The organism is Rhodococcus sp. SJ-2 (genome assembly GCF_053750035.1).
In genome coordinates this window covers 728,916-749,010 of record NZ_CM132340.1, presented here as the reverse complement: position 1 = coordinate 749,010, position 20,095 = coordinate 728,916, and the positions used below count along the sequence as shown (strand labels likewise).

Below are 20,095 nucleotides of genomic sequence, written 5' to 3'. Positions count from 1 at the left end.
CGCGGGCGTGATGCTGCGCTCGGACCCATTTTCCGGCAGTCTATGGTCCATGATCGAAGTGACCGGACTGACCAAGACCTTCGGTTCAACCACTGCTGTCGACGACGTGACGTTCACTGTCCCCCCGGGGATCGTCACCGGATTCCTCGGCCCCAATGGGGCAGGCAAATCGACGACGATGCGCATGATCCTGGGGTTGGACCGTCCGACATCGGGCACCGCGCTCATCGAGGGCAAGCAGTATCGGGACCTGAAACGTCCGCTGCAGACCGTCGGTGCGCTGCTCGACGCCAAATGGGTGCATCCGAACCGCTCAGCTCGCGCACACCTGAGGTGGCTTGCCGCCTCCAACGGATTGCCGGATTCCCGCGTCGACGAGGTACTGCGTCAGGTCGGGCTGACCGAGGTCGCAGGCAAACGCGCCGGCGGCTTCTCGCTCGGCATGTCGCAGCGCCTCGGCCTGGCAGGTGCGCTGCTCGGCGACCCGAAGGTGTTGCTGTTCGACGAACCCGTCAACGGTCTCGATCCCGAGGGCATCGTGTGGATCCGCCGGTTCATGCAAGCCCTTGCTGCGGAGGGCCGCACGGTGCTCGTGTCGAGTCACCTGCTGTCGGAGATGGCCCAGACCGCCGATCACCTCATTGTGATCGGACGCGGCAAGCTCATCGCCGACATGTCGGTCGAGGAGTTCGTCGATCGGGCGTCGGAATCCCTCGTGGTGGTTCGCAGCCCCCAACTCGATGAGCTGCGCAGCGCGCTCACCGAACGCGGGCACACGGTGATCGACGAGGACGGTGCGTTGCACGTCTCGGGTGCCGGTGCCGCAGAGATCGGTGAGCTCGCCGCGGCACGCTCGATCGTCCTGCACGAGCTGGCGGGCCGCCATGCATCCCTCGAGGATGCGTTCATGAAACTGACCGGAGGCGACGTGGAGTTCCACGGCACCGGTTTCGACGACGTGATGAAGGGCAGCCTGTAATGGCATCACCAGCATTGGACACCTTGCGTGCGGAACGCATCAAATTGACGTCGGTGCAGTCTCCGTTCTGGTGCCTGGCGGTGATCGTCGCCCTTGGCATCGGTTTCGCCGCGATGATGGGCGCGGTTGCCCGCAGTTCCATGTCGATCGACGACGAGGCCGCCCGGTTCTATCTGACCCCCGATGTCGCCGCTACCGGTGTCACGGGCTTCGGCATCATGGTGCTGATGATCCTCGCGGCACTGTCGGTCACGAGCGAGTACCGCTTCGGCGTCATCCGGACGACCTTCATCGCCAATCCCAACCGTTCTCTCGTGCTGACCGTGAAATCGGTTCTCATCGGTGTGATCGGAGCTGTCGTCACCGGCGTGGTGGGCCTGATCGCCGTGTACGTCGCGAAAGCGCTCGCGGGTTCGGAGGCAGGCCGCGACCTCGTGCTCGAGGGCGACACGTGGCGCGCGATCTACGGCATTGCGTTCTACGCGTTCCTGGCGGTGTTCCTCGCGGTGGGTGTGGGGACATTGCTGCGGCAGTCGGCGGGCACGATCGCGCTCCTACTGTTGTGGCCCTTGCTCATCGAATCGTTGTTCTCGTTGTTCGGCCGGGTCGGTCGTGAAATTCAGCCGTTCCTGCCGTTCGCCAACATCAACCACTTCCTCGGTATGGAGCAGGGGGTCGACTTCCATTGGGGGCCGTGGGGTTCGCTGCTGTACTTCGCATTGTTCACGGCAGTCGTGTTCGGTGTGTCGCTCGCGGTGGTCGGTAAACGCGACGCCTGAACTGTGCCGGGTCAGTATGCTCGGGCAATGATCGACACGGTGGTCGGCCGCCGCATCGCAATATTGACGGTGGCGGCCGTGGTGATCGCGGGCTGCACGGACGACGCTCGCACGGACTCCTCGCCCGTCGATCCGGCCGCTCTCGCCGACAGCGTGCAGATCGATGCCCTGATGGGCCACCTCACCGAATTCGAGCGCATAGCGACCGAGCACGGGGGTAACCGCGCGCTCGGCACCGCCGGTTACGACGCGAGCGTCGACTACGTGGCAGGCGCGTTGCGCGACGCCGGATTCGACGTGCAGACACCCGAATTCGACGCCACCACCTTCGAGGTCGAAGACCAGACCCTCGAGGTCGGCGGCCGGCCCCTCGATGTGCGGGCGCTTGGCCACTCGCCCACGACCGGACCCGAAGGGCTGACCGCGCCCGTTGTGCGGGTACCCACCGACGACACCCCGGGATGCGAGGCCACCGACTACGACGGTCTCGACGTGGCGGGAGCGATCGTGGTGGTCGACCGCGGCGTATGCACCTTCTCGACGAAAGAGACGGTCGCTGCAGATGCGGGTGCTGCGGCACTGCTCGTCGTGAACACCGAGGACGGTCCCCTCGCCGGGGCGACGCTCGACGAGACCGCGCCGCGACGGATTCCCGTCGGCGGAATCGGCCTGGCAGACGGCGAGCGGGTTGCGGCGTCACCGTCGGCGGATCTCGTCCTCGACACGAAGACCGAGACGCAGCGTTCCCGCAACGTCATTGCGCAGACCGAAACGGGCTCGACCGACGATGTCGTGGTCGTCGGTGCACATCTCGACAGCGTGCCCGAAGGGCCGGGGATAAACGACAACGGCAGCGGTGTCGCGGCCGTCCTCGAGACCGCACTGCAGATCGGTAGCGACCCCGGCGTCACCAACGCTGTGCGGTTCGCGTTCTGGGGCGCCGAGGAGATAGGGCTCGTCGGGTCGACCGAGTATGTCGAGTCCTTGTCTCCCGAAGAGCGCGAGGCGATCGCCCTCTACCTGAATTTCGACATGATCGGCTCGCCGAATCCCGGCTATCTTCTCTTGGACGGCGACGATTCCGACGCGCAAGGTGCCGGACCGGGGCCCGAGGGATCGGCCGGTATCGAGCGCACCATCTCGGGCTTCTTCGCCGAGCGCGGGATCGATGCCGACGGCACCGATTTCGACGGTCGCTCCGACTATGGCCCGTTCATGGCAGTCGGCATCCCCGCCGGTGGCACATTCACAGGCGCCGATGAAGTGAAGTCCCCCGAAGAGGCCGACAAGTGGGGCGGCACCGCAGAGCAGGAGTACGACCCGAACTACCACCGGCCTGAGGACACAGTGGACAACATCGACCGCGACGCCTTCGCAGTCGCAGCGGCGTCCGTCGCCTACAGCACCGCGGTCTACGCGGACTCGCTCGACGGCCCGGACGGAGTCCCGGGCGGGCCTGCGCGCACCGAGGCACGCGCGGGATTCACGGAGTAGGCATTCACGCAGTAGCCGGACCCGCGAGACCTCAGTCCGTCAGGGCTGCCCGTGAAGTCGCCACAGCGGGTTGACCGGGCCGTGGCCGTGGCCGAGGTCGTACGACCACTCGAGGCACTTCGTCACCCATTCCTTCGCGAACGCCACCGCATCCGGCACCGACCGGCCGTGGGCGAGCGCTGATGCGATCGCCGCAGCCAGTGTGTCGCCGCCACCGTGGTCGTTGCCCGTGGCGAGGCGCGGGCTCGGGAACTCGAGAAAACGGTCGCCGTCGAACAGCAGATCGGTGCTCGACTCCGAAGTGCGGAGATGGCCACCCTTGACGATCGACCACTGTGCGCCGAGTGTGTGCAGCGCTTCCGCGGCCTGTCTCGCAGTGCGGTCGTCGACCACCTCGATGCCGGTGATGAGCCTGATCTCGTCGAGGTTGGGGGTCACGACGGTCGCCAGCGGGATCAGCGCCGAGCGGACGGCCTCGAGTGCGCTCGCGTGGAGGAGGGGATCGCCGTGCATCGACGCACACACGGGGTCCACGACGAGTGGGACGTCGGTGTCGCGGCCGATGCCGACTTCCGAGCACACCGCAGCGACGGCTTCGATGATCTCCGTCGACGCGAGCATGCCTGTCTTGGCCGCGGACACCCCGATGTCATCGACGACGCATCGCACTTGGGCTGCCACCGTCTCCGGGGGGATCTCGTGGAAGCCGCTCACCCCGACCGAGTTCTGCACGGTTACCGCGGCCACCGCGACGCACGCGTGGACACCGCACATCGCCATCGTGCGGGAGTCGGCCTGGATACCTGCGCCTCCGCCGGAGTCCGTGCCGGCGATGGTGAGCACACGAATCGGGGTATGGCCTTGTTCGGCCAGGGGAAGCAGCTGCACGGAGGTGACCCTACCGGTCGTCGTTCGGGCAGCTGCCGGTGTCAGCACTTCGTCGGTGGGAGTGCCATCCCGGAGGCGCGCGCGTGTGCTCTATAGTGGCGTGCGTCACACTAGGAAAGAAGTCGGGGAGGCGTTCATGATCAACTTGTCGACGGCGGAGGTGTCCGACAATGCCGATCAGAACCGATTCGAGTTGCGTCTCAATGGTGACCTCGTGGGCATTCTCGGGTATTTCGATTCCGAGCATCCGGCGGGCATCCCCGGGCGGGGGCGTCCCGTGGTCGATTTCCTGCACACCGTGATCGTCGAGGACTTCGGGCACCGGGGCCTTGCCGGCATTCTCGTCGGCGGTTCGCTCGACATTGCACGGAGGCGGGGCTGGAGAGTCCGGCCGGTGTGTACGTACGTGCAGCGGTATCTCACGTCGAATCCGGGCTATCGCGACGTGATCGTGCCGATCGCATCGGCGAGGAGGGCTTGACGCAAGAGCTCCGGCTCACTCGGAGAGGTCGACGATCACCGGTGCGTGATCGCTTGCGCCCTTGCCTTTGCGCTCGTCGCGGTCGATCGACGCGGACGTGACCTTCGCCGCGAGGGCCGGTGACCCGAGCACGAAGTCGATGCGCATGCCTTGCTTCTTCGGAAAGCGCAGCTGCGTGTAGTCCCAGTATGTGTACACACCGGGCCCGGGCGCGTGCGGGCGCACCACATCGACGAACCCGGTCTCGGCGAACGCCGAGAATGCATCGCGCTCGGGTTGCGAAGTATGGGTCTTGCCCTCGAAGAATGCCGGATCCCACACGTCCTCGTCGGTGGGTGCGACGTTCCAGTCGCCGACCAGTGCGACCGGTAGATCGGGGGCGGCAGAGAGCCAGCCCTGCGCGTCGGCGCGCAGCTTCGCGAGCCAATCGAGCTTGTAGGTGTAGTGGGGGTCGGCAAGCTCGCGGCCGTTGGGCACGTACAGGCTCCATACTCGGACACCGCCGCAGGTGGCACCGATCGCGCGCGCCTCACGCGCGGGGGAGAGGTCCGGATCCTTCGAGAAGCCGGGCTGATCCTCGAAACCGATCTGGACGTCGTCGAGTCCGACGCGCGAGAGGATCGCGACACCGTTCCATTGGTTCAGGCCGACATGCGCCACCTTGTAGCCCAGCTCTTCGAACCTGGCGTACGGGAACTGCTCGTCCTTGCACTTCGTTTCCTGCATCGCGAGCACGTCGGTGTCGGTTCGCTGCAGCCAATCGACGATCCGATCGGTACGGGCACGGACCGAGTTCACATTCCAGGTAGCGAGGCGCACGGCCACCACTGTAGGCGACCTAGCCGACGGGCTCCGTCACGTACCCGTAGCGGTGGTGATCGACGAAACCCAACCCTGAATACAGCTCCCGGGAGGCCGTGTTGTCCCCCTCGATCTGGACGTAGGCGTGGGTGGCGCCGAGTTCGCGGCCCCACCCCAGCAGTGATCCGCTCAACAAGGTGCCCACGCCTCGCCTGCGATGCTCGGGGGCGACCTCGATCGCGCTCAGGCCGATCCAACGGCGGCCGTCGGGAGCGTCGGTGATCGCGGCTCGCCCGATCGCGACCGGCCGGGCTCCGGGTGGACCGATGCGGCCGAAACCGAGCGTGCCCGCAACGACCGCGCCGAGAACCACGCCTGCGACATCCGGAAGGTCGCCGCCACGGTAGAGCGAGAGCCAGTCACCGTCGGGAGCCGGAGAGACGACCACCGGGCCGAGACCCGGGGGGAGCGGAACATTGTCGAGGTCTGCTGCCATCACCTGGACCGGGTTGCCGATGGGCACCCAACCTTGGGGGGCCGGGGCGAGTCGGTCGGGGAGCAGCAACCGCAGAGGCAGCCCACGCTCGGCGAACCATTCACGCAGCCGTGCCCGCACGTCGGGATCGTTGGGGTCCCCCACGGTGCCGCGTGGTCCGAGAGGTGTCGCGGAATTGGCCCGTCCGGTGAACCCGCCACCGGCGCGCAGGAACCAGCCATCGACCCAGGCCTGCTCGAGACCGGGCCACCCCGCGGCCGTGGCGTGTTCGAGCGAGCGGATCTCGGCGATGCGGATCGGGCGGGCAGACAGCGCCTTGAGCGCCACTACAGTGCTCGGAGAGACCTGGACGAGCTTCTTCTCGGCGGTACGCACGACCACCACCGGTTCGAGCGACACCAGATCACCGATGACGTCGGTCATCGGATGGCTGTACCCCGCGGGCAGGCGATACCGGACGACGACGCGCGTGCCGAGCGGGATCGCCGCCCCTGCGGGGTTGTCGGTCGTCGCCGGGTTGTCAGTCGTCATCGTCGTCGTGCCCGAACGGGTCGTCGACGCTCCCCGGCAGCCACGTGAGGCCGGGTACACCCCAGCCCGCGCGCTTGATCGTCTTCTTGGCGGCGCGCGCGTTGCGTCCGATCAGGACGTCGACGTACAGGAAGCCGTCGAGGTGACCGACCTCGTGCTGCAGCATCCGGGCGAAGAATCCGTGGCCCTCGATTTCGACGGGCTCACCGTTCTCGTCGGTACCGGTGACCTTCGCCCAGTCGGCACGCCCGGTGGGGAAGTTCTCCCCCGGGACCGAGAGGCAACCCTCGAGGTCGTCTTCCGGGTCGGGCATGGTCTCCGGGATCTCGGAGGTCTCGAGCACCGGGTTGATCACTGCGCCGCGGCGGCGGACCACATTGCCGGATGCGTCGCGATCCGGGCAGTCGTAGACGAACAGGCGCTTGGCGAGCCCGACCTGGTTCGCGGCGAGCCCGACGCCGTTCGCGGCGTCCATCGTCTCGTACATGTCGGCGACCAGTTGCGCGAGTTCCGCGGGTGTTTCGGTCACCGGCTCGGTGGGGTTGTGCAGAACGGGGTCGCCGGTGATGACGATGGGAAGGATGGCCATGGTGAACCAGGATAATGCGCGCGAGTCGTCCCTTCGTCCGGCCGGTATGTGTCGCACCCCCATGATTGAATGACTCGCGGAAACACACAGGTGTAATTGTCGTTGCGGTGTGATTCGAGCAGTCGAGGAGTGAGATGGACGGCGCAGCAGCGCACGGTACGGACCCATCCGAAGCGGACGATGCGCGTCAGGTCGCCGAGAGCAGCCCGATCGACAGCGGGAGCCCGCACGATATCGGCGAGCACGGCCTGAGCCGTCGGGAGCACGACGTCCTGGCGTTCGAGCGGCAGTGGTGGAAGTACGCCGGTGCCAAAGAAGAGGCGATCAAGGAGTTGTTCGGGTTGTCCGCAACCCGCTACTACCAGGTGCTCAACGCTCTGATCGACCGTCAGGAAGCCCTCGCCGCAGACCCGATGCTCGTCAAACGCCTTCGTCGATTGCGGTCCAGTAGGCAGAAGGCGCGCGCTGCTCGACGCCTCGGATTCGAGACGACACGCTAGCGCGCGACACGTGTCGGCCGATCGGGCAACTATGGTCGAAGACGTGAGCAGAACCGCAGAGAACGCGAACCGGGGATCCTCCGGGTTACCGCTACGAGCCATTGCGATGCTGCTGATCTCCCTGGCGATCCTCTTCGCCGGGCTCGGATTCGCATCACTCGGCGGTTCGGACGAGGACGCAGCGTCGACAGCTGCGGCCACCACCGAAACCACCTCCGCGGTTGCGCCGGCGCCGGCGACCACCCGGCCTCCCGTTTCTGCGCCCGGCGCTGCGGGCGCCGCATCGGCGCCCGCGGTTTCGGCAACCTCGCCGGGGTCGGCCCCCGGTGCAGGGGCAACAGGTACAGGAGCATCGGGCACTGCATCGCCGGGCACTGCATCGTCGGGTTCGCTCTCGGGTGCGTCTGCGTCGTCGGCGAGCGTCCGCGTCTACAACAACAGCAACATCGCCGGGCTCGCTGCGCAGACCGCAACCCTGCTCGAGGACGAAGGCTTCACGATCGCCGAGACCGGAAACTACAGCGAAGGACTTCTGGCGCAGACCTCCGTGTACTACGGCACCGGCTCCGGTGAGCAGGAAACCGCTGAGTCCGTGGCAGCCGCCCTCGGCGTCACCGCGCAGCCGCGTTTCGAGGGAATCATGGATTCTGCGCCGGGCGTGATCGTCATCGTCGCGGAGCCGTGAAACCGGTCGAGACGGACGACAGGACCATCACGACAGGGCGCAGAATCGGGCCCGGCTATGATCAGATGACTTTTCGGTACTTCGAAGGAGCGGTTTGATGGCCCCCAGTTCCACTCGTCGCATGACCTGGCGTGCCCTGGCCCCGATCGTCGCGATTGCCGCGGTGGGCCTGAGTGCATGCTCGAACAACGAGGAAGCCACCACCGTGCCGGGCACGACGCCGCCGGTGTGGACGGGGTCGGCCGCGCCGGAAGGCGAATCGCACGGCAGCGATGCGCACGGCACCGATTCGCAGGGTGGCGAGGCAGGGGCCAGTGCGTCCGGCGGCTCGGGTGCATCGCTCACCGCCGACCTGCAGAACGTCGCCGGCGACTCCGCGGGCACCGTCAGCTTTGCCGAGCACGACGGCAACGTCGAGGTCACCATCGAGGTCGACGGTCTCGAGCCCGGATACCACGGCGTCCACATCCACGAATTCGGTGTGTGCGAGCCCGAGTCCGCGCCTCCCGCCGGTGGCGAACCGGGTGCCTTCCTGTCGGCCGGTGGCCACCTCCAGGTTCCGGGCCACACCGCGATTCCGGAGAGCGGCGATCTGCTTTCCGTCGTCGTCCACGAAGACGGCTCCGCGACCGCGACGGTCACCACCGCCGAGTTCACTCTCGAAGATCTCCAGGGCGAGCGGGGCACCTCGGTGGTCGTGCATCAGGACAACGCCGGCGACCGTCTCGCCTGCGGTGTCGTGGCCTGAGTGCATCAGCCGTAATTCCTCTCACAGGGCCCACCCGACCGGCACTCGGTCGAGTGGGCCCTGTGGTTGGATCGAGTGGTGGTTGTCGAATTTCCGGGTTCTCCGCGCCCGACACTCGGTGTGGAATGGGAGATCGCGCTGGTCGACAAGACCACCCGTGAGTTGTCCAATACTGCAGCGGTCGTCTTCGATGCCGTCGGTGAGCTTCCGGGCGACACGCCGCGGCTGACCAAGGAGTTTCTGCGCAACACCGTCGAACTGGTCACCGACGTGCACGACACGGTCGGTGAGGCTGTCGACGATCTGAAGGAATCGTTGGATCTGCTGCGGCGCGCCGCCGATCCGCTCGGCGTCGACCTGATGTGCGCGGGCACCCACCCGTTCGCGCAATGGACCGACCAGGTCGTCACCCAATCGCCCGAATACGACGAGATGATCGAGCGCACCCGTTGGTGGGGCCGACAGATGCTCATCTGGGGTGTGCACGTGCACGTCGGAGTGTCGTCCTCGCACAAGGTCATTCCGATCCTCAACGCCATGCTGGTCAAATATCCCCACATGCTGGCGCTGTCGGCATCATCGCCGATCTGGGCGGGGCTCGACACCGGGTACGCGAGCAACCGGGCACTGATGTTCCAGCAGTTGCCCACCGCGGGGCTGCCGTACCATTTCGCAGACTGGGAGCAGTACACCCGGTTCATCGAAGATCAGCTCAGATCGGGTGTCATCAGTAAACCCGGTGGGATGCACTGGGACATCCGACCCGCACCCAAGTGGGGCACGCTGGAAGTCCGGGTTTTCGACGGCATCACCAACGCGGCCGAACTTTCAGCGCTTGTCGCGCTCGTCCACTGTCTGGTCGTGTACTACGACGAATGCCTCGATCGCGGCGAAGAACTACCGACGCTCCAGCCGTGGCACGTCAAGGAAAACAAGTGGCGAGCGGCCCGCTATGGTCTCGACGCCGAGGTGATCCTCGACCCCGCGTGCCATGAGCGCCTCGTCACCGACGATCTGCACGATCTACTCGAGCAACTCACGCCGACGGCGGTGCGGCTCGGGTGCTCCGACGAACTCGCTGCGGTCGCCGAGATCCCCGTTCGGGGTGCGTCGTACCAGCGTCAGCGACGTGTCGCGGAGGGGCATGAGGGAAGCCTGCTCGCGGTCGTCGATTCGTTGGTCGAAGAACTACGCGGCTGAGTACTTCCAGCTCGTCGCGCAGTAGGTCTAGGCGCGGTACGGGGGGAAGTCATCGTCGTCGAGGAGTCCGTCGCGACCGAGCTGCTCCCGGTACGCGATGCGGCCCACACGATGCGCGATCACGGGTGCGGTGAGCACCATGAACATGCCCGCCAATGCGAGCATCCATACGTCGAACGAGCCCCACAGGTTGAGCATCGCCCCGCCGAGCACGAACAGCAGGCCGATGACCTGAGGTTTCGTTGCAGGATGCATGCGCGAGAGGGTGTCGCGGAAGCGGACGACTCCGATCGCCGCGGTCAACGAGATGATCGCACCGATGAGGATGAAGACATGTCCGACGACGTCGAAGAAGTGACTCATTCTTCGTCACGCACCCGGAATCGTGCGACGGAGACGGACCCGATGAACCCGACCAGAGCCAGCGCGACGACGGCCGGCGCAATCGTGGTGTCGCGGGTGTACACCATCCACGCCGCCAGACCACACATCGCGATGGCCAGCAGGGCGTCGACTCCGACGAGGCGATCGAGCGAATTGGGTCCTGCCAGTACCCGATATCCGATCAGGAGGGCCGACGCGAACAGCAGAACGCCCGATATCACGAGCATCACGGTCATCATTACTCCGTTCCGCTTCGCCACGGGCTCGGCTGCCATTCCGAGTCCCGTTCGAATGTGTCGATGAGAAGACGTTCGATCAACCGTGCCGAGCGGTAGAAGTCGGCGACGGCCTTGTCGGTGCTGACGTCCAGCACGTGGACGTAGACGATCCGGCGAACCTGGTCGATCTCGAGCACCATGGTGCCCGGAATGTTGTTCATGATGTCGGTCCAGAGCGTGAGCACCAGATCGGACTTGATCGTCAACCGGCAGCGCAGCACCCCGGTCACCGGGGGTGCGGCGGGCCGGATCGCCAGCCACGCGACCGAGATCGTCGACTTGATCGACTCGAAGAAGATGTACCCGCCCAGCCGCAGGGCAGACAACAGATGGGCACGGCCTTCCACCGGAACTTTCGGCAGCGGCAACAGTATCGCGAGGAGTCCCGCGACGAGGAGCCCACCGAGAACATTGGCGACGCTCAAGGTGCCCCACAGCATCACCCACACGAACGCCATCCAGAGCACCACGGAGACGCGTAGCAGATTGCCGCGTTTGATCATGGAGTCTCTCCCAACACGGCTTCGATGTACACCGAGCGGTCACGCAGATTCTCGGCGGCGCGGCCGCTGATGTCGAGCAGCGGCCCTGCGAATACGGTCAGCCCGAGCCCGATCACAACGAGCGCGATGGTGGGGACCACCATGCCCATGGGCATCTTCCCCACGTCCGCCCGCTCCTCGAACGCGATGTCGGCTTCGGACTCGTCGATCAGTGCCGACGGCCCGATGTCGGCGAGTTCACCTTCTGGCGCGTCGGCGCGGGCCCGCCAGAATGCCTTGGCCCAGACACGGGCCACCGCGTACAACGTCAGCAGGCTGGTGATGGTGCCACCGGCGACGAGAATCCACGCGAGAGCGGATCCGTCTTCTGCCCCGGCCTGCAACAACGCGATCTTTCCGATGAAGCCGGAGAACGGTGGGATGCCGCCGAGGTTGAGTGCAGGGATGAGGAACAGGACGGCCAGGAGTGGACTGGTCACGGCCAGGGAGCCGAGTCGACGAAGTGACGCAGACCCCGCTTGTCGTTCGATCAGGCCCACGACGAGGAACAGCGTGGTCTGCACCAGGATGTGGTGTGCGACGTAGAAGACTGCGCCGCCGAGGCCGGTCTGGTTCGACAACGCAATTCCGAACACCATGTAGCCGATGTGGCTGACGAGCGTGAACGACAGGAGACGTTTGATGTCGTTCTGCGCGATTGCACCGAGGATCCCGACAACCATCGTCAGAAGACCGGCGATGAGCAGGACGTCGTCGAGCTCGCCCTGCGGGAAGATCAAGGTGTGCGCACGGATGATCGCGTACACACCCACTTTGGTGAGAAGGCCCGCGAAGACCGCGGTGACGGGGGCGGGTGCGGTGGGGTAGGAGTCGGGCAACCACGACGACAGCGGGAAGATCGCGGCCTTGATGCCGAACGCCACGAGCAGCACACCGAAGATCGCCGTACGGGTGCCTGAATCCACGTCGTCCATCCGCAGTGCCATCTGCGCCAGATTCAACGTTCCTGTAGCGGCGTAGGCGAACGCCATGCCCATCAGGAAGATCATCGACGACACCATCGAGACCATGACGTACGAGACCCCGGCGCGGACGCGATCGGCGCTCGCACCCAAGGTCAACAGCACGAACGACGCGGCGAGAAGCACCTCGAATCCGACGAACATGTTGAACAGGTCGCCCGCGAGGAACGCGATGTTCAGGCCCGCGGTGAGTGCGAGGTAGGTGGGCAGGAAGATCGACACCGGCTGTTGCTCGTTGCCGTCGTGGATACCCTGACCGACGGCGAACCACATGACCGACAGCAGCACGATCGCCGCGATCACGAGCATCAGTGCGGCGAGCCGATCGGCCACGAGAGAGATACCGAACGGTGCTTCCCATCCCCCGACCTGCACCACTTCGATGCCATCTTGATCGGCGAAGTAGAGCAGTGCCACTGCTACCGCGAGCGACGCGACGAGGGCCGAAATGGTGACGAAGCGCTGAGCCCGTGGCCGCCGGCCCAGGATCAGGGTGACCGCGGCCGCGAGCAGCGGAATGAGGATCGGCAGGGGAATGAGAACGGCGGTTTCCAAGGTCATCGGTCGCTCTCCTTCCCGTCGTCCTCGGTCCTTGCCTCGACTTCGCTGACGCCGTCCCCCTCGTCGGTGCCCCTGTCCTGTGGCTTCTTTTCGCCCTTGTCTTTCGGTGCGTGCTTGTCTTTCGGCGCATGCCGCGGATTGCCGCTGCCGGGGTTGCGGGGATCGTCATAGGCGGAATCGGTGGGATCGTCGAAATCACCGTCGTGCAGATCCTCGTAGACCTCGAGGTCCTCGATGTTGGTGAGGGCATCGAGCGGGATCGGATTGCCTTCGGCGTCGAACGCGTCGCCACTCATGCTCGGTACGCCGGTGACCGGGTCGTCGGACCGGTCGCGGCCCGGGGCCTCGGCAAGGGTCCGCCGCTGCGACACCATGGTGTCCTCAGGGTCGTTCTCGACTTCGTCGCGTGCGCGGATGGAGTACGAGCGGTACGTCAGTGCGAGCACGAAGGCTGCGACACCCATGGTGATCACGATCGACGTGAGCACCATGGCCTGCGCGAGCGGATCGGACATGTCCTCGCGTCTCGCATTGTCGGACCCGACGACCGGGGCGTCCCCGGCCGGGCCGCTGAGGGCGATGATCAGCAGATTGACGCCGTTGCCGATGAGGAGCAGGCCGAGCAGCATCTTGATGATGCTGCGCTCGAGCAGGAGATAGACACCGCAGGCGACGAGTACGCCGACGATGACGACCAGGGTCAGATTGGTGGTCATCGGCGTTCACCCACGACCTCGGCGTCGAGCCGGGCTCCGAGGCTTCGGAGCACATCGAGGATCAGGCCGACGACGATCAGATACACACCCAGGTCGAAGAAGAGTGCGGTGACGAGTTTGATGTCGCCGATCAACGGCAGTGTCACCTCGAGAACCGCAGAGGAGAGCACCGGCGCTCCGAGGAACAACGAGAACAATCCGGTGCCTGCGGACAATGTCAGGCCGAGTCCGAGGATCTTGCCCGCGTCGATGGGAACCGCCTCTCCGAGTTCGTATCGTCCCCCTGCCAGATAGCGCAGGACCAGAGCCAGCCCCGCGACGAGGCCTCCGGAGAATCCGCCGCCCGGGGCATTGTGGCCGGCGAAGAAGAAGTACACCGACAGCACCATCATCGTGGGGAACACCAGCCGTGTGGTGACCTCGAGGACCAGTGACCGGTAGCGCGGATCGATCAGATCACCGCCGCGCAGCCACGTGATCTCGGAGTTGGCCCCCGCCGCATCGAGCTGGGCGGCGGGTGCGTCGGAGACACGCGGTGCGGTACCGAACCTGCGGGTCCGGAATACCAGGCTCGCGACACCGGTCGCGGCGACGAGCAGCACGGAGATCTCGCCCAGGGTGTCCCATGCGCGGATATCGACGAGTAGTACGTTCACCACATTCTTGCCGTGGCCGAGTTCGTAGGCGAGTTCGGGAAGTTGCAGTGAGATCGGGTCGGCAGTGCGCGCGGCCACCGCGAACGCTCCCACAACGGTCACCACTGAACCCACCGCGATGCCGAGCAGGGCCCGGGGGCCGCGCTTGCCGATCTCGGCTTGTCGATCGTTTTCGGGAGGCAGTTTCCGTAGCACCAGCACGAACATCACCAGGGTGACGGTTTCGACGAGGAACTGCGTCAACGCCAGGTCGGGGGCGCCCTGCAATGCGAACAGGACGCCGAGACCGTAACCGGTGACACCGACCATCAGGACTGCGGCGAGCCGGTTCCGCATTACCGTCGCGGCCAGTCCCCCACCGATCATGATCAGACCGACGGTGAACTGCCACGGCGTGTCCCACGCGCGTAGCTCCGGTGTGGTCCTTGCACCGAAGACGAACAACAGCACGGTGGGAAGCAGCGCGAGCGTGATGAGGATGGTGGCCTGTGTCAGTGGTAGCGAACCGCGCTGGATGAAACTCGTCAACCTCGTCGACATGTTGTCCATGCCGCGCAGCGTTGCGTCGTAGATGCGGTCGGCGTTACCGAGTGGCGGGTGCTCGAAACGAAGGCGGGCAACCGTACGGTGCGCGAGATAGAGGATGATTCCTGCCACGATCACGACGGCGGTGAGGGCGAGTGGCAACGTCAAGCCGTGATACAACGCCAGGTGGTAGGGCTCGGCGAGTGAGGCAGGCAGTGTGTCGGCGTAGGGCGCGACGAGGGTGTCGACCCACGGCGCCGCAAGACCGGCTGCAAGACCGGCGACCGCGAGCAGAGTGGGTGCCGACAGCAGCAACGCGCCGGGAGCGTGAAAATTCTGCACCGACGGGCTGGGCCGCTTGAGCTGCTTGCGGCCGAAGGCTCCCCAGATGAACCGGATGCTGTAGGCGAGGGTGAGGATCGAGCCGAGCACCATGCCGCTGACGATGGCGATGCGCGCCCAGTCCGGGACCACGTCGGCGGACAGCGCTGCTTCGAGCGCGGCTTCTTTGCCGACGAAACCGATGAACGGTGGCAGTCCGGCCATACTCGCAGCGGCCATGGCCGCCACCACCGCCAATATCGGAGTTCGCAAGCCGAGGTGGGCGAGCTTGCGGATGTCGCGAGTGCCCGTCGAGTGGTCGATGATCCCGACCACCATGAACAGGCACGCCTTGAACATTGCGTGCGCAATCACCATCGTCAGTCCGGCGAGCGCGGCCTCACGACTGCCGATGCCGACGAGCGCGGTGAGGAATCCGAGCTGGCTGACGGTGCCGAACGCGAGGATCAGTTTCAGGTCGAACGCACGGAAGGCGCGCCAGCCACCCAGGATCATCGAGGCGAGGCCCAGGGTGATCACGATCGGGCGCCACGGCGCCGCGTCGGCGAACGCCGGTGCCAATCGTGCCACCAGGTAGATGCCGGCCTTCACCATCGCGGCGGCGTGCAGATAGCCGGACACGGGTGTGGGGGCGGCCATCGCACCGGGAAGCCAGAAATGCAGCGGCACGACCGCGGACTTCGACAGCGCACCGATGAGCACCAGCACGATGGCAACACCGGCCAGCCAGCCTTCGGGTGCCGCCTCGATCACCGCGGAGAGGTTGTAGCTGCCCACGAGCTGGCCGAGGATGATGATGCCGACGAGCATCGCGAGGCCACCGGCAGTGGTCACGAGCAGCGCCTGGGTGGCAGCTCGCCGACTCGACGCACGTTCGGCATAGTGGCCTACCAGCAGGAACGACAAGACTGTGGTCAATTCCCAGAACGTGTAGAGCACCAGCATGTTGTCGCTGGTGACCAGGCCGAACATCGCGCCGGCAAATGCCACCATCTCGGCTGCGAAGATCCCCAGACGCGGCTCGTCGTCCTCGAAATAGCGCGCGCAGTAGAGCAAAATCAGTGCGCCGATGCCCAGCACCAGCAGGCACATGATCGCGGAGAGGGAATCGAACCGCATGTCGATGTCCATCGACACCGCCGATGCCCATCGGATGCTCAACTCCTGCTCGGTACCCCAGTTCGCGAAGACCCAGCCGAGGCTCGCGAGCGGGACGACCGCCAACGGCAGGAAAGCATTTCTCCCCATGACTCTGACCAGCGGCGGTGCCAGGATCGCGGCGACCGCGTGAGCGATGAGTATGGCGAGCAAAAGGCACTCCGTCGGGGTCGGGCCAGGCGGCGGCGTGAAACTGTTCTGTTCTCAGCATCTGCAGCGGCGATGACCGTCGCAGAATTGACAATGCGTTCGACACAAGAGCCGAAACGCGGGACGCCCCGACATGCGCGCCGTTCGCCGTTTAATGGGCAAACCGGAATGACCCCATACTAACGAGAGGCTTCGCATCGTTGCGAATCGGGGGTTGCGTGCACGGAAGTGTGGCTCAGCGCACCTGCCAGGCGCAGACGGCGCCCGTCGCGGCGAGTGCGAGCGCCGTCCACATGGTGTCCGCCGGGAGCAACCACACTGCTCCGATCACGGCGGTCAGTGGCACCGGCAGCGACAAGCCGAGTGCGGCAACGGACGCGGATCCGGGTAGCGACGACGCGAGGGCCAGGCCTGTGCCCGCGGCGATGAGGGCCAGGCGAACCGGCAGGGGAACGTTGTCGGCGAACTGTGGCCACAACACCGCGGCGGTCGAGACCGCCAGCGCCAGCGCGAGACCCGCGGCCGCGTACGGAATGTATGGGGAACAACACACGCCGAGAGCGGCGGCCGCGACCACGAGCAACGGCAGCCACCACTGCTCGCTACCGAACAGGTCGAGCATCACCGGGTATCCCGCAGCCACCGCCCCGATGACCGTCAGCACGAACCGGTCGTCTCCGGCGGGCACGACACGGGCGGTGACCTCGGCGCCGATCACCACCGCCACGAGAGCTCCCACCGCCACCACCCACATCCTTGCCCAGCCGGAACCGGACTCGGAGGTCACGAGTTCGCCGAGCAAGCGGCAACCGACGGCCAGCACGCCCGCGGCGAGCGCCGTGACCGTGAGAAGTTGCGGATCGAACCGCTGGGTACGACCACCGGGTGTTGCGGTCAGTGCCGCGGCCATGAGCGTCACCAATGCGAGCGCCAGCAGCCACTGCGTGATCGTCCACCGCACCGAATCGATCGGCACCTGGGTGCCGACCGCTGCCGCGGTGAGGAACGCAGACCACGCACCTGTGAGCAGTGCCCACGGTCCGTTCGGCACCGCCCATGCACCGGCGACGGCCGTGCCCAGCAGTACTCCGGTAGTACCGGAAGCGACCAGCCCGACGGTGGTCGAGGTGTCGGCCGACGCGCCTGCAGGCACCAGGTACCGGAGGGAGCCGAGCACGAGAACGGCGCCTGCGCCCAACGACCACGCAGTCCGCGGGGACCCCGACCGTTGCAGACCCACCACCGACACCACAGCGAGCACCGCGGTGATCATCGGCGAGAAAACACTGCGGGTGCCGGTCGGGAGCGCCGCCTCACCGACCATCAGGACGAACACCGCGACCGCGCCGGCGCACGCAGCCGCAGCGAGCGCAGCCGGCGCGCTTGCTCGCACGGACGTCGAGGTCGGCGACATATCAGCGTCCGTCCGCGTACGCCCGTAGATGCTCGACCTGGACGGGATCGAGCGACGGCCGTATCGCCTCGCGGGCGGCGGCGACATCCTCGGAGGTCACCGCGGCCGCATCGACCCGCCGCCGCATCGCGGCCAGCGCGGCCTCGCGCAGCACCGCCGCGCAGTCGGCCGCGGAGTAGCCGTCGAGCTCCTCGGCGAGCGCCTCGAGGTCGACGTCTTCGTCCAACGGCACCGACCGGCCTGCGGTCTTCAGGATCGCGGCGCGCGCTTCGGCATCCGGCGGCGGCACGAATACCAGGCGCTCGAGCCGCCCGGGACGCAGCAATGCCGGGTCGATCAGATCCGGGCGGTTGGTCGCCCCGACCACGACGACGTCGCGCAGCGGCTCGACGCCGTCGAGCTCGGTCAGCAGAGACGCCACGACCCGATCCGACACCCCGGAGTCCGAACTCTGGCCGCGGCGTGGAGCGAGGGCGTCGATCTCGTCGAGGAACACGAGCGAGGGCGCCGAGTCCCGCGCGCGTTGAAACAGTTCTCGCACCGCTTTCTCCGACGCGCCGACCCATTTGTCCATCAGTTCGGCGCCCTTGACGGCGTGCACACTCAATCGCCCGGTACTCGCCAGTGCGCGCACGAGGAAGGTCTTGCCGCAGCCGGGCGGGCCGTACAGCAGCACCCCGCGAGGCGGATCGACACCCAGTCGGGCAAACGAATCGGGATGCTGCAGTGGCCACAGCACTGCCTCGGTCAGCGCCTGCTTCGTCTCGACCATGTCGCCCACGTCGTCGAGACTTACACTGCCGATCGCCAGCTCCTCCGAGCCCGAGCGGGACAGCGGCCGGATCACCTCGAGCGCGCCGACCAGGTCGTCCTGCGTCAGCTTCGGCTCGTCGGTGTCGCGGCTCGCGCGGGACGCGGCGCGCAGTGCAGCCTCGCGACACAGCGCTGCCAGATCGGCGACCACGAAGCCGGGAGTGCGTTCGGCGATCGCATCGAGGTCGAGACCCGTGGACGGCACCGCCCTCAACAGCACCTCGAGCTGGGCCCGGCGGGTGGCCCCGTCGGGCAGGGGCAGCGACAACTCGCGGTCGCAGAGCTCGGGTGTCCGCATCCGCGGATCGACGCCGTCGGGTGCGGCGGACGTCGCGACAAGTGCAACACCGTCCGTCTCGACCGCGCGGCGGAGCTGCTCGACGATCAGTGCCGCCACCGGTTCCGCGTCGGCAGGCAGGACGGTGTCCACATCGGTGACGAGCAGGACACCGCCGCTCTGCACCGCGTCGACGGCCGCGGTGATCCGCGCCAGCCGATCGGCGGCGGCGAGGGCGCCGACGCTCGGGCCGTCGACTTCGACGACGCGACGCTTCGCGAGTACCGCCCGGGCGAATGTGGTCTTCCCGACCCCCGCGGGGCCGGTGACCATCACACCCAGGTGCGGAGATGCACCGAGGGTTCGCAACAGTTCCGGTTCGTCGAGGGCGAGGCCGAGCCATTCGGAGAGCTTGCTCACCTGCGCCTGTAGCCCGACGAGGTCTTCGACGGAACGCGACGACAGCCGTTGGGGCTCCGACTCGGATACGTGTCCGGAAAGTGGTGCGGTGACCGACATGGTGGCTGCCTCCGCGGACAGAGGCACGGCGCTACCCCCGTGGCTCCAGGAGACCGCGGTGTTCGGTTGAATGCTGACCGGCCCCGATGGATCGACCGCCGCGACGGTGAGCAACTCTGTCGTCCAGGCGATGCCGAATGTCCGCGACAGTGCGCGCGTGGTGTCGGCGCTGCTGGTGCCGGGGCCGAGATCGCGCGGCAGCAGCGACACCGCGTCGCCGACGGTGACGACCTTGCCGAGCAGCGCCTGCCGCAAGGTTGCGTCGGGGATCGCGGTGCTGGCCAGGGTCGAGCCCGAGACGGTCACCGAGCGTGCTCCGTACACGGTGACCGGTCCGACGACCACCGTGGCGTCCTCGCGTAGCCCGGTATTGGAGAGAGTCACGTCGTCGAGCAGGATCGTCCCGGTGGGGGTACCCGCCGGTGCGTGCCCCGCGACGGCCGCGGTGCGTCGCGCCCCGGTGAGTGCGATCGCATCCCATTCGCGGAGTCCGAGCGCGGTGAGCACCTCCGGGTGCAGGCGGACGAGTCCGCGGCGGGCATCGGCCGCGGAAGTGTTGAGCCGGACGGTCAGCGCGAGTTGTGGGGTGGTCACCCGCACGAGCCT

20 protein-coding genes are annotated in these 20,095 nt (G+C 66.7%); 8 read left to right on the top strand and 12 right to left on the bottom strand.

Going from position 1 to position 20,095, the window contains the following annotated elements:
• Positions 1-49 precede the first annotated feature (49 nt).
• Genes ACSYG9_RS03545 through ACSYG9_RS03535 form a run of 3 tightly spaced genes read left to right on the top strand, consistent with a single transcriptional unit; the run spans position 50 to position 3,252 of the window.
• Positions 50-979, top strand: coding sequence for an ATP-binding cassette domain-containing protein (locus ACSYG9_RS03545; protein WP_440125840.1), 930 nt, complete (start codon positions 50-52; stop codon positions 977-979).
• Positions 979-1,758 carry an ABC transporter permease gene (locus ACSYG9_RS03540; RefSeq protein ID WP_440125839.1) on the top strand — a complete coding sequence of 260 codons (780 nt, stop codon included), beginning with the start codon at positions 979-981 and terminating at the stop codon, positions 1,756-1,758. The genes ACSYG9_RS03545 and ACSYG9_RS03540 overlap by 1 nt, the downstream gene beginning before the upstream one ends.
• 27 nt (positions 1,759-1,785) lie before the next feature.
• Positions 1,786-3,252, top strand: a complete 1,467-nt coding sequence (locus tag ACSYG9_RS03535; protein ID WP_454841170.1) for a M28 family metallopeptidase — start codon at positions 1,786-1,788, stop codon at positions 3,250-3,252.
• Between the two features lie 39 nt (positions 3,253-3,291).
• Here the strand turns inward: ACSYG9_RS03535 and thiD are convergent, their stop codons facing one another.
• Positions 3,292-4,140, bottom strand: coding sequence for a bifunctional hydroxymethylpyrimidine kinase/phosphomethylpyrimidine kinase (gene thiD, locus ACSYG9_RS03530; protein ID WP_440125837.1), 849 nt, complete (start codon positions 4,138-4,140; stop codon positions 3,292-3,294).
• Between the two features lie 136 nt (positions 4,141-4,276).
• On the opposite strand from thiD, the gene ACSYG9_RS03525 reads away from it, so the two are divergent.
• Complete coding sequence (locus ACSYG9_RS03525) at positions 4,277-4,621, top strand: GNAT family N-acetyltransferase (protein WP_454841169.1); 345 nt, start codon at positions 4,277-4,279, stop codon at positions 4,619-4,621.
• 15 nt (positions 4,622-4,636) lie between these two features.
• Here ACSYG9_RS03525 and ACSYG9_RS03520 read toward each other — a convergent pair whose 3' ends face one another.
• From ACSYG9_RS03520 to ACSYG9_RS03510, 3 genes are read right to left on the bottom strand one after another with little or no spacing between them, the layout of a single operon-like run.
• On the bottom strand, positions 4,637-5,440 hold the full coding sequence (locus ACSYG9_RS03520) for an exodeoxyribonuclease III (protein ID WP_454841167.1): 804 nt from the start codon (positions 5,438-5,440) through the stop codon (positions 4,637-4,639).
• A 19-nt stretch (positions 5,441-5,459) separates the two neighbouring features.
• The gene (locus ACSYG9_RS03515; RefSeq protein ID WP_454841166.1) at positions 5,460-6,449 is read right to left on the bottom strand and encodes an N-acetylglutamate synthase, CG3035 family; all 990 of its coding nucleotides are present in this window, start codon (positions 6,447-6,449) and stop codon (positions 5,460-5,462) included.
• Positions 6,439-7,038, bottom strand: a complete 600-nt coding sequence (locus ACSYG9_RS03510) for a peptide deformylase (protein ID WP_440125833.1) — start codon at positions 7,036-7,038, stop codon at positions 6,439-6,441. The genes ACSYG9_RS03515 and ACSYG9_RS03510 overlap by 11 nt, the downstream gene beginning before the upstream one ends.
• 134 nt (positions 7,039-7,172) lie before the next feature.
• Between ACSYG9_RS03510 and ACSYG9_RS03505 the strand changes: the two genes are divergently transcribed.
• The 4 genes from ACSYG9_RS03505 (at position 7,173) to ACSYG9_RS03490 (ending at position 10,171) form a co-directional block, all read left to right on the top strand.
• On the top strand, positions 7,173-7,538 hold the full coding sequence (locus ACSYG9_RS03505; protein WP_440125832.1) for a DUF3263 domain-containing protein: 366 nt from the start codon (positions 7,173-7,175) through the stop codon (positions 7,536-7,538).
• Positions 7,539-7,581: 43 nt separating this feature from the next.
• Positions 7,582-8,223 carry a LytR C-terminal domain-containing protein gene (locus ACSYG9_RS03500; protein ID WP_440125831.1) on the top strand — a complete coding sequence of 214 codons (642 nt, stop codon included), beginning with the start codon at positions 7,582-7,584 and terminating at the stop codon, positions 8,221-8,223.
• A gap of 97 nt (positions 8,224-8,320) precedes the next feature.
• Entirely contained in the window at positions 8,321-8,971 is a 651-nt protein-coding gene (locus ACSYG9_RS03495; RefSeq protein ID WP_440125830.1) for a superoxide dismutase family protein, read from the top strand.
• Positions 8,972-9,049: 78 nt separating this feature from the next.
• Entirely contained in the window at positions 9,050-10,171 is a 1,122-nt protein-coding gene (locus tag ACSYG9_RS03490; protein WP_440125829.1) for a glutamate--cysteine ligase, read from the top strand.
• A gap of 27 nt (positions 10,172-10,198) precedes the next feature.
• Here ACSYG9_RS03490 and mnhG read toward each other — a convergent pair whose 3' ends face one another.
• The 8 genes from mnhG to ACSYG9_RS03450 form a co-directional block, all read right to left on the bottom strand.
• On the bottom strand, positions 10,199-10,534 hold the full coding sequence (gene mnhG / locus ACSYG9_RS03485; RefSeq protein ID WP_440125828.1) for a monovalent cation/H(+) antiporter subunit G: 336 nt from the start codon (positions 10,532-10,534) through the stop codon (positions 10,199-10,201).
• Positions 10,531-10,791: a monovalent cation/H+ antiporter complex subunit F gene (locus tag ACSYG9_RS03480; protein ID WP_169686955.1), complete on the bottom strand. Its 261-nt coding sequence runs from the start codon at positions 10,789-10,791 to the stop codon at positions 10,531-10,533. The genes mnhG and ACSYG9_RS03480 overlap by 4 nt, the downstream gene beginning before the upstream one ends.
• 2 nt (positions 10,792-10,793) lie before the next feature.
• Complete coding sequence (locus ACSYG9_RS03475) at positions 10,794-11,333, bottom strand: Na+/H+ antiporter subunit E (RefSeq protein ID WP_440127518.1); 540 nt, start codon at positions 11,331-11,333, stop codon at positions 10,794-10,796.
• Positions 11,333-12,919, bottom strand: a complete 1,587-nt coding sequence (locus ACSYG9_RS03470) for a Na+/H+ antiporter subunit D (protein ID WP_440125827.1) — start codon at positions 12,917-12,919, stop codon at positions 11,333-11,335. The genes ACSYG9_RS03475 and ACSYG9_RS03470 overlap by 1 nt, the downstream gene beginning before the upstream one ends.
• Positions 12,916-13,635, bottom strand: a complete 720-nt coding sequence (locus ACSYG9_RS03465) for a Na(+)/H(+) antiporter subunit C (RefSeq protein WP_440125826.1) — start codon at positions 13,633-13,635, stop codon at positions 12,916-12,918. Before ACSYG9_RS03465 ends, ACSYG9_RS03470 begins: the two co-directional genes overlap by 4 nt.
• Positions 13,632-16,469: a Na+/H+ antiporter subunit A gene (locus ACSYG9_RS03460; RefSeq protein WP_440125825.1), complete on the bottom strand. Its 2,838-nt coding sequence runs from the start codon at positions 16,467-16,469 to the stop codon at positions 13,632-13,634. The genes ACSYG9_RS03465 and ACSYG9_RS03460 overlap by 4 nt, the downstream gene beginning before the upstream one ends.
• A 232-nt stretch (positions 16,470-16,701) precedes the next feature.
• The gene (locus ACSYG9_RS03455) at positions 16,702-17,880 is read right to left on the bottom strand and encodes a hypothetical protein (protein ID WP_440125824.1); all 1,179 of its coding nucleotides are present in this window, start codon (positions 17,878-17,880) and stop codon (positions 16,702-16,704) included.
• A 1-nt stretch (position 17,881) separates the two neighbouring features.
• Complete coding sequence (locus tag ACSYG9_RS03450; RefSeq protein ID WP_440125823.1) at positions 17,882-20,083, bottom strand: AAA family ATPase; 2,202 nt, start codon at positions 20,081-20,083, stop codon at positions 17,882-17,884.
• Positions 20,084-20,095 lie beyond the last annotated feature (12 nt).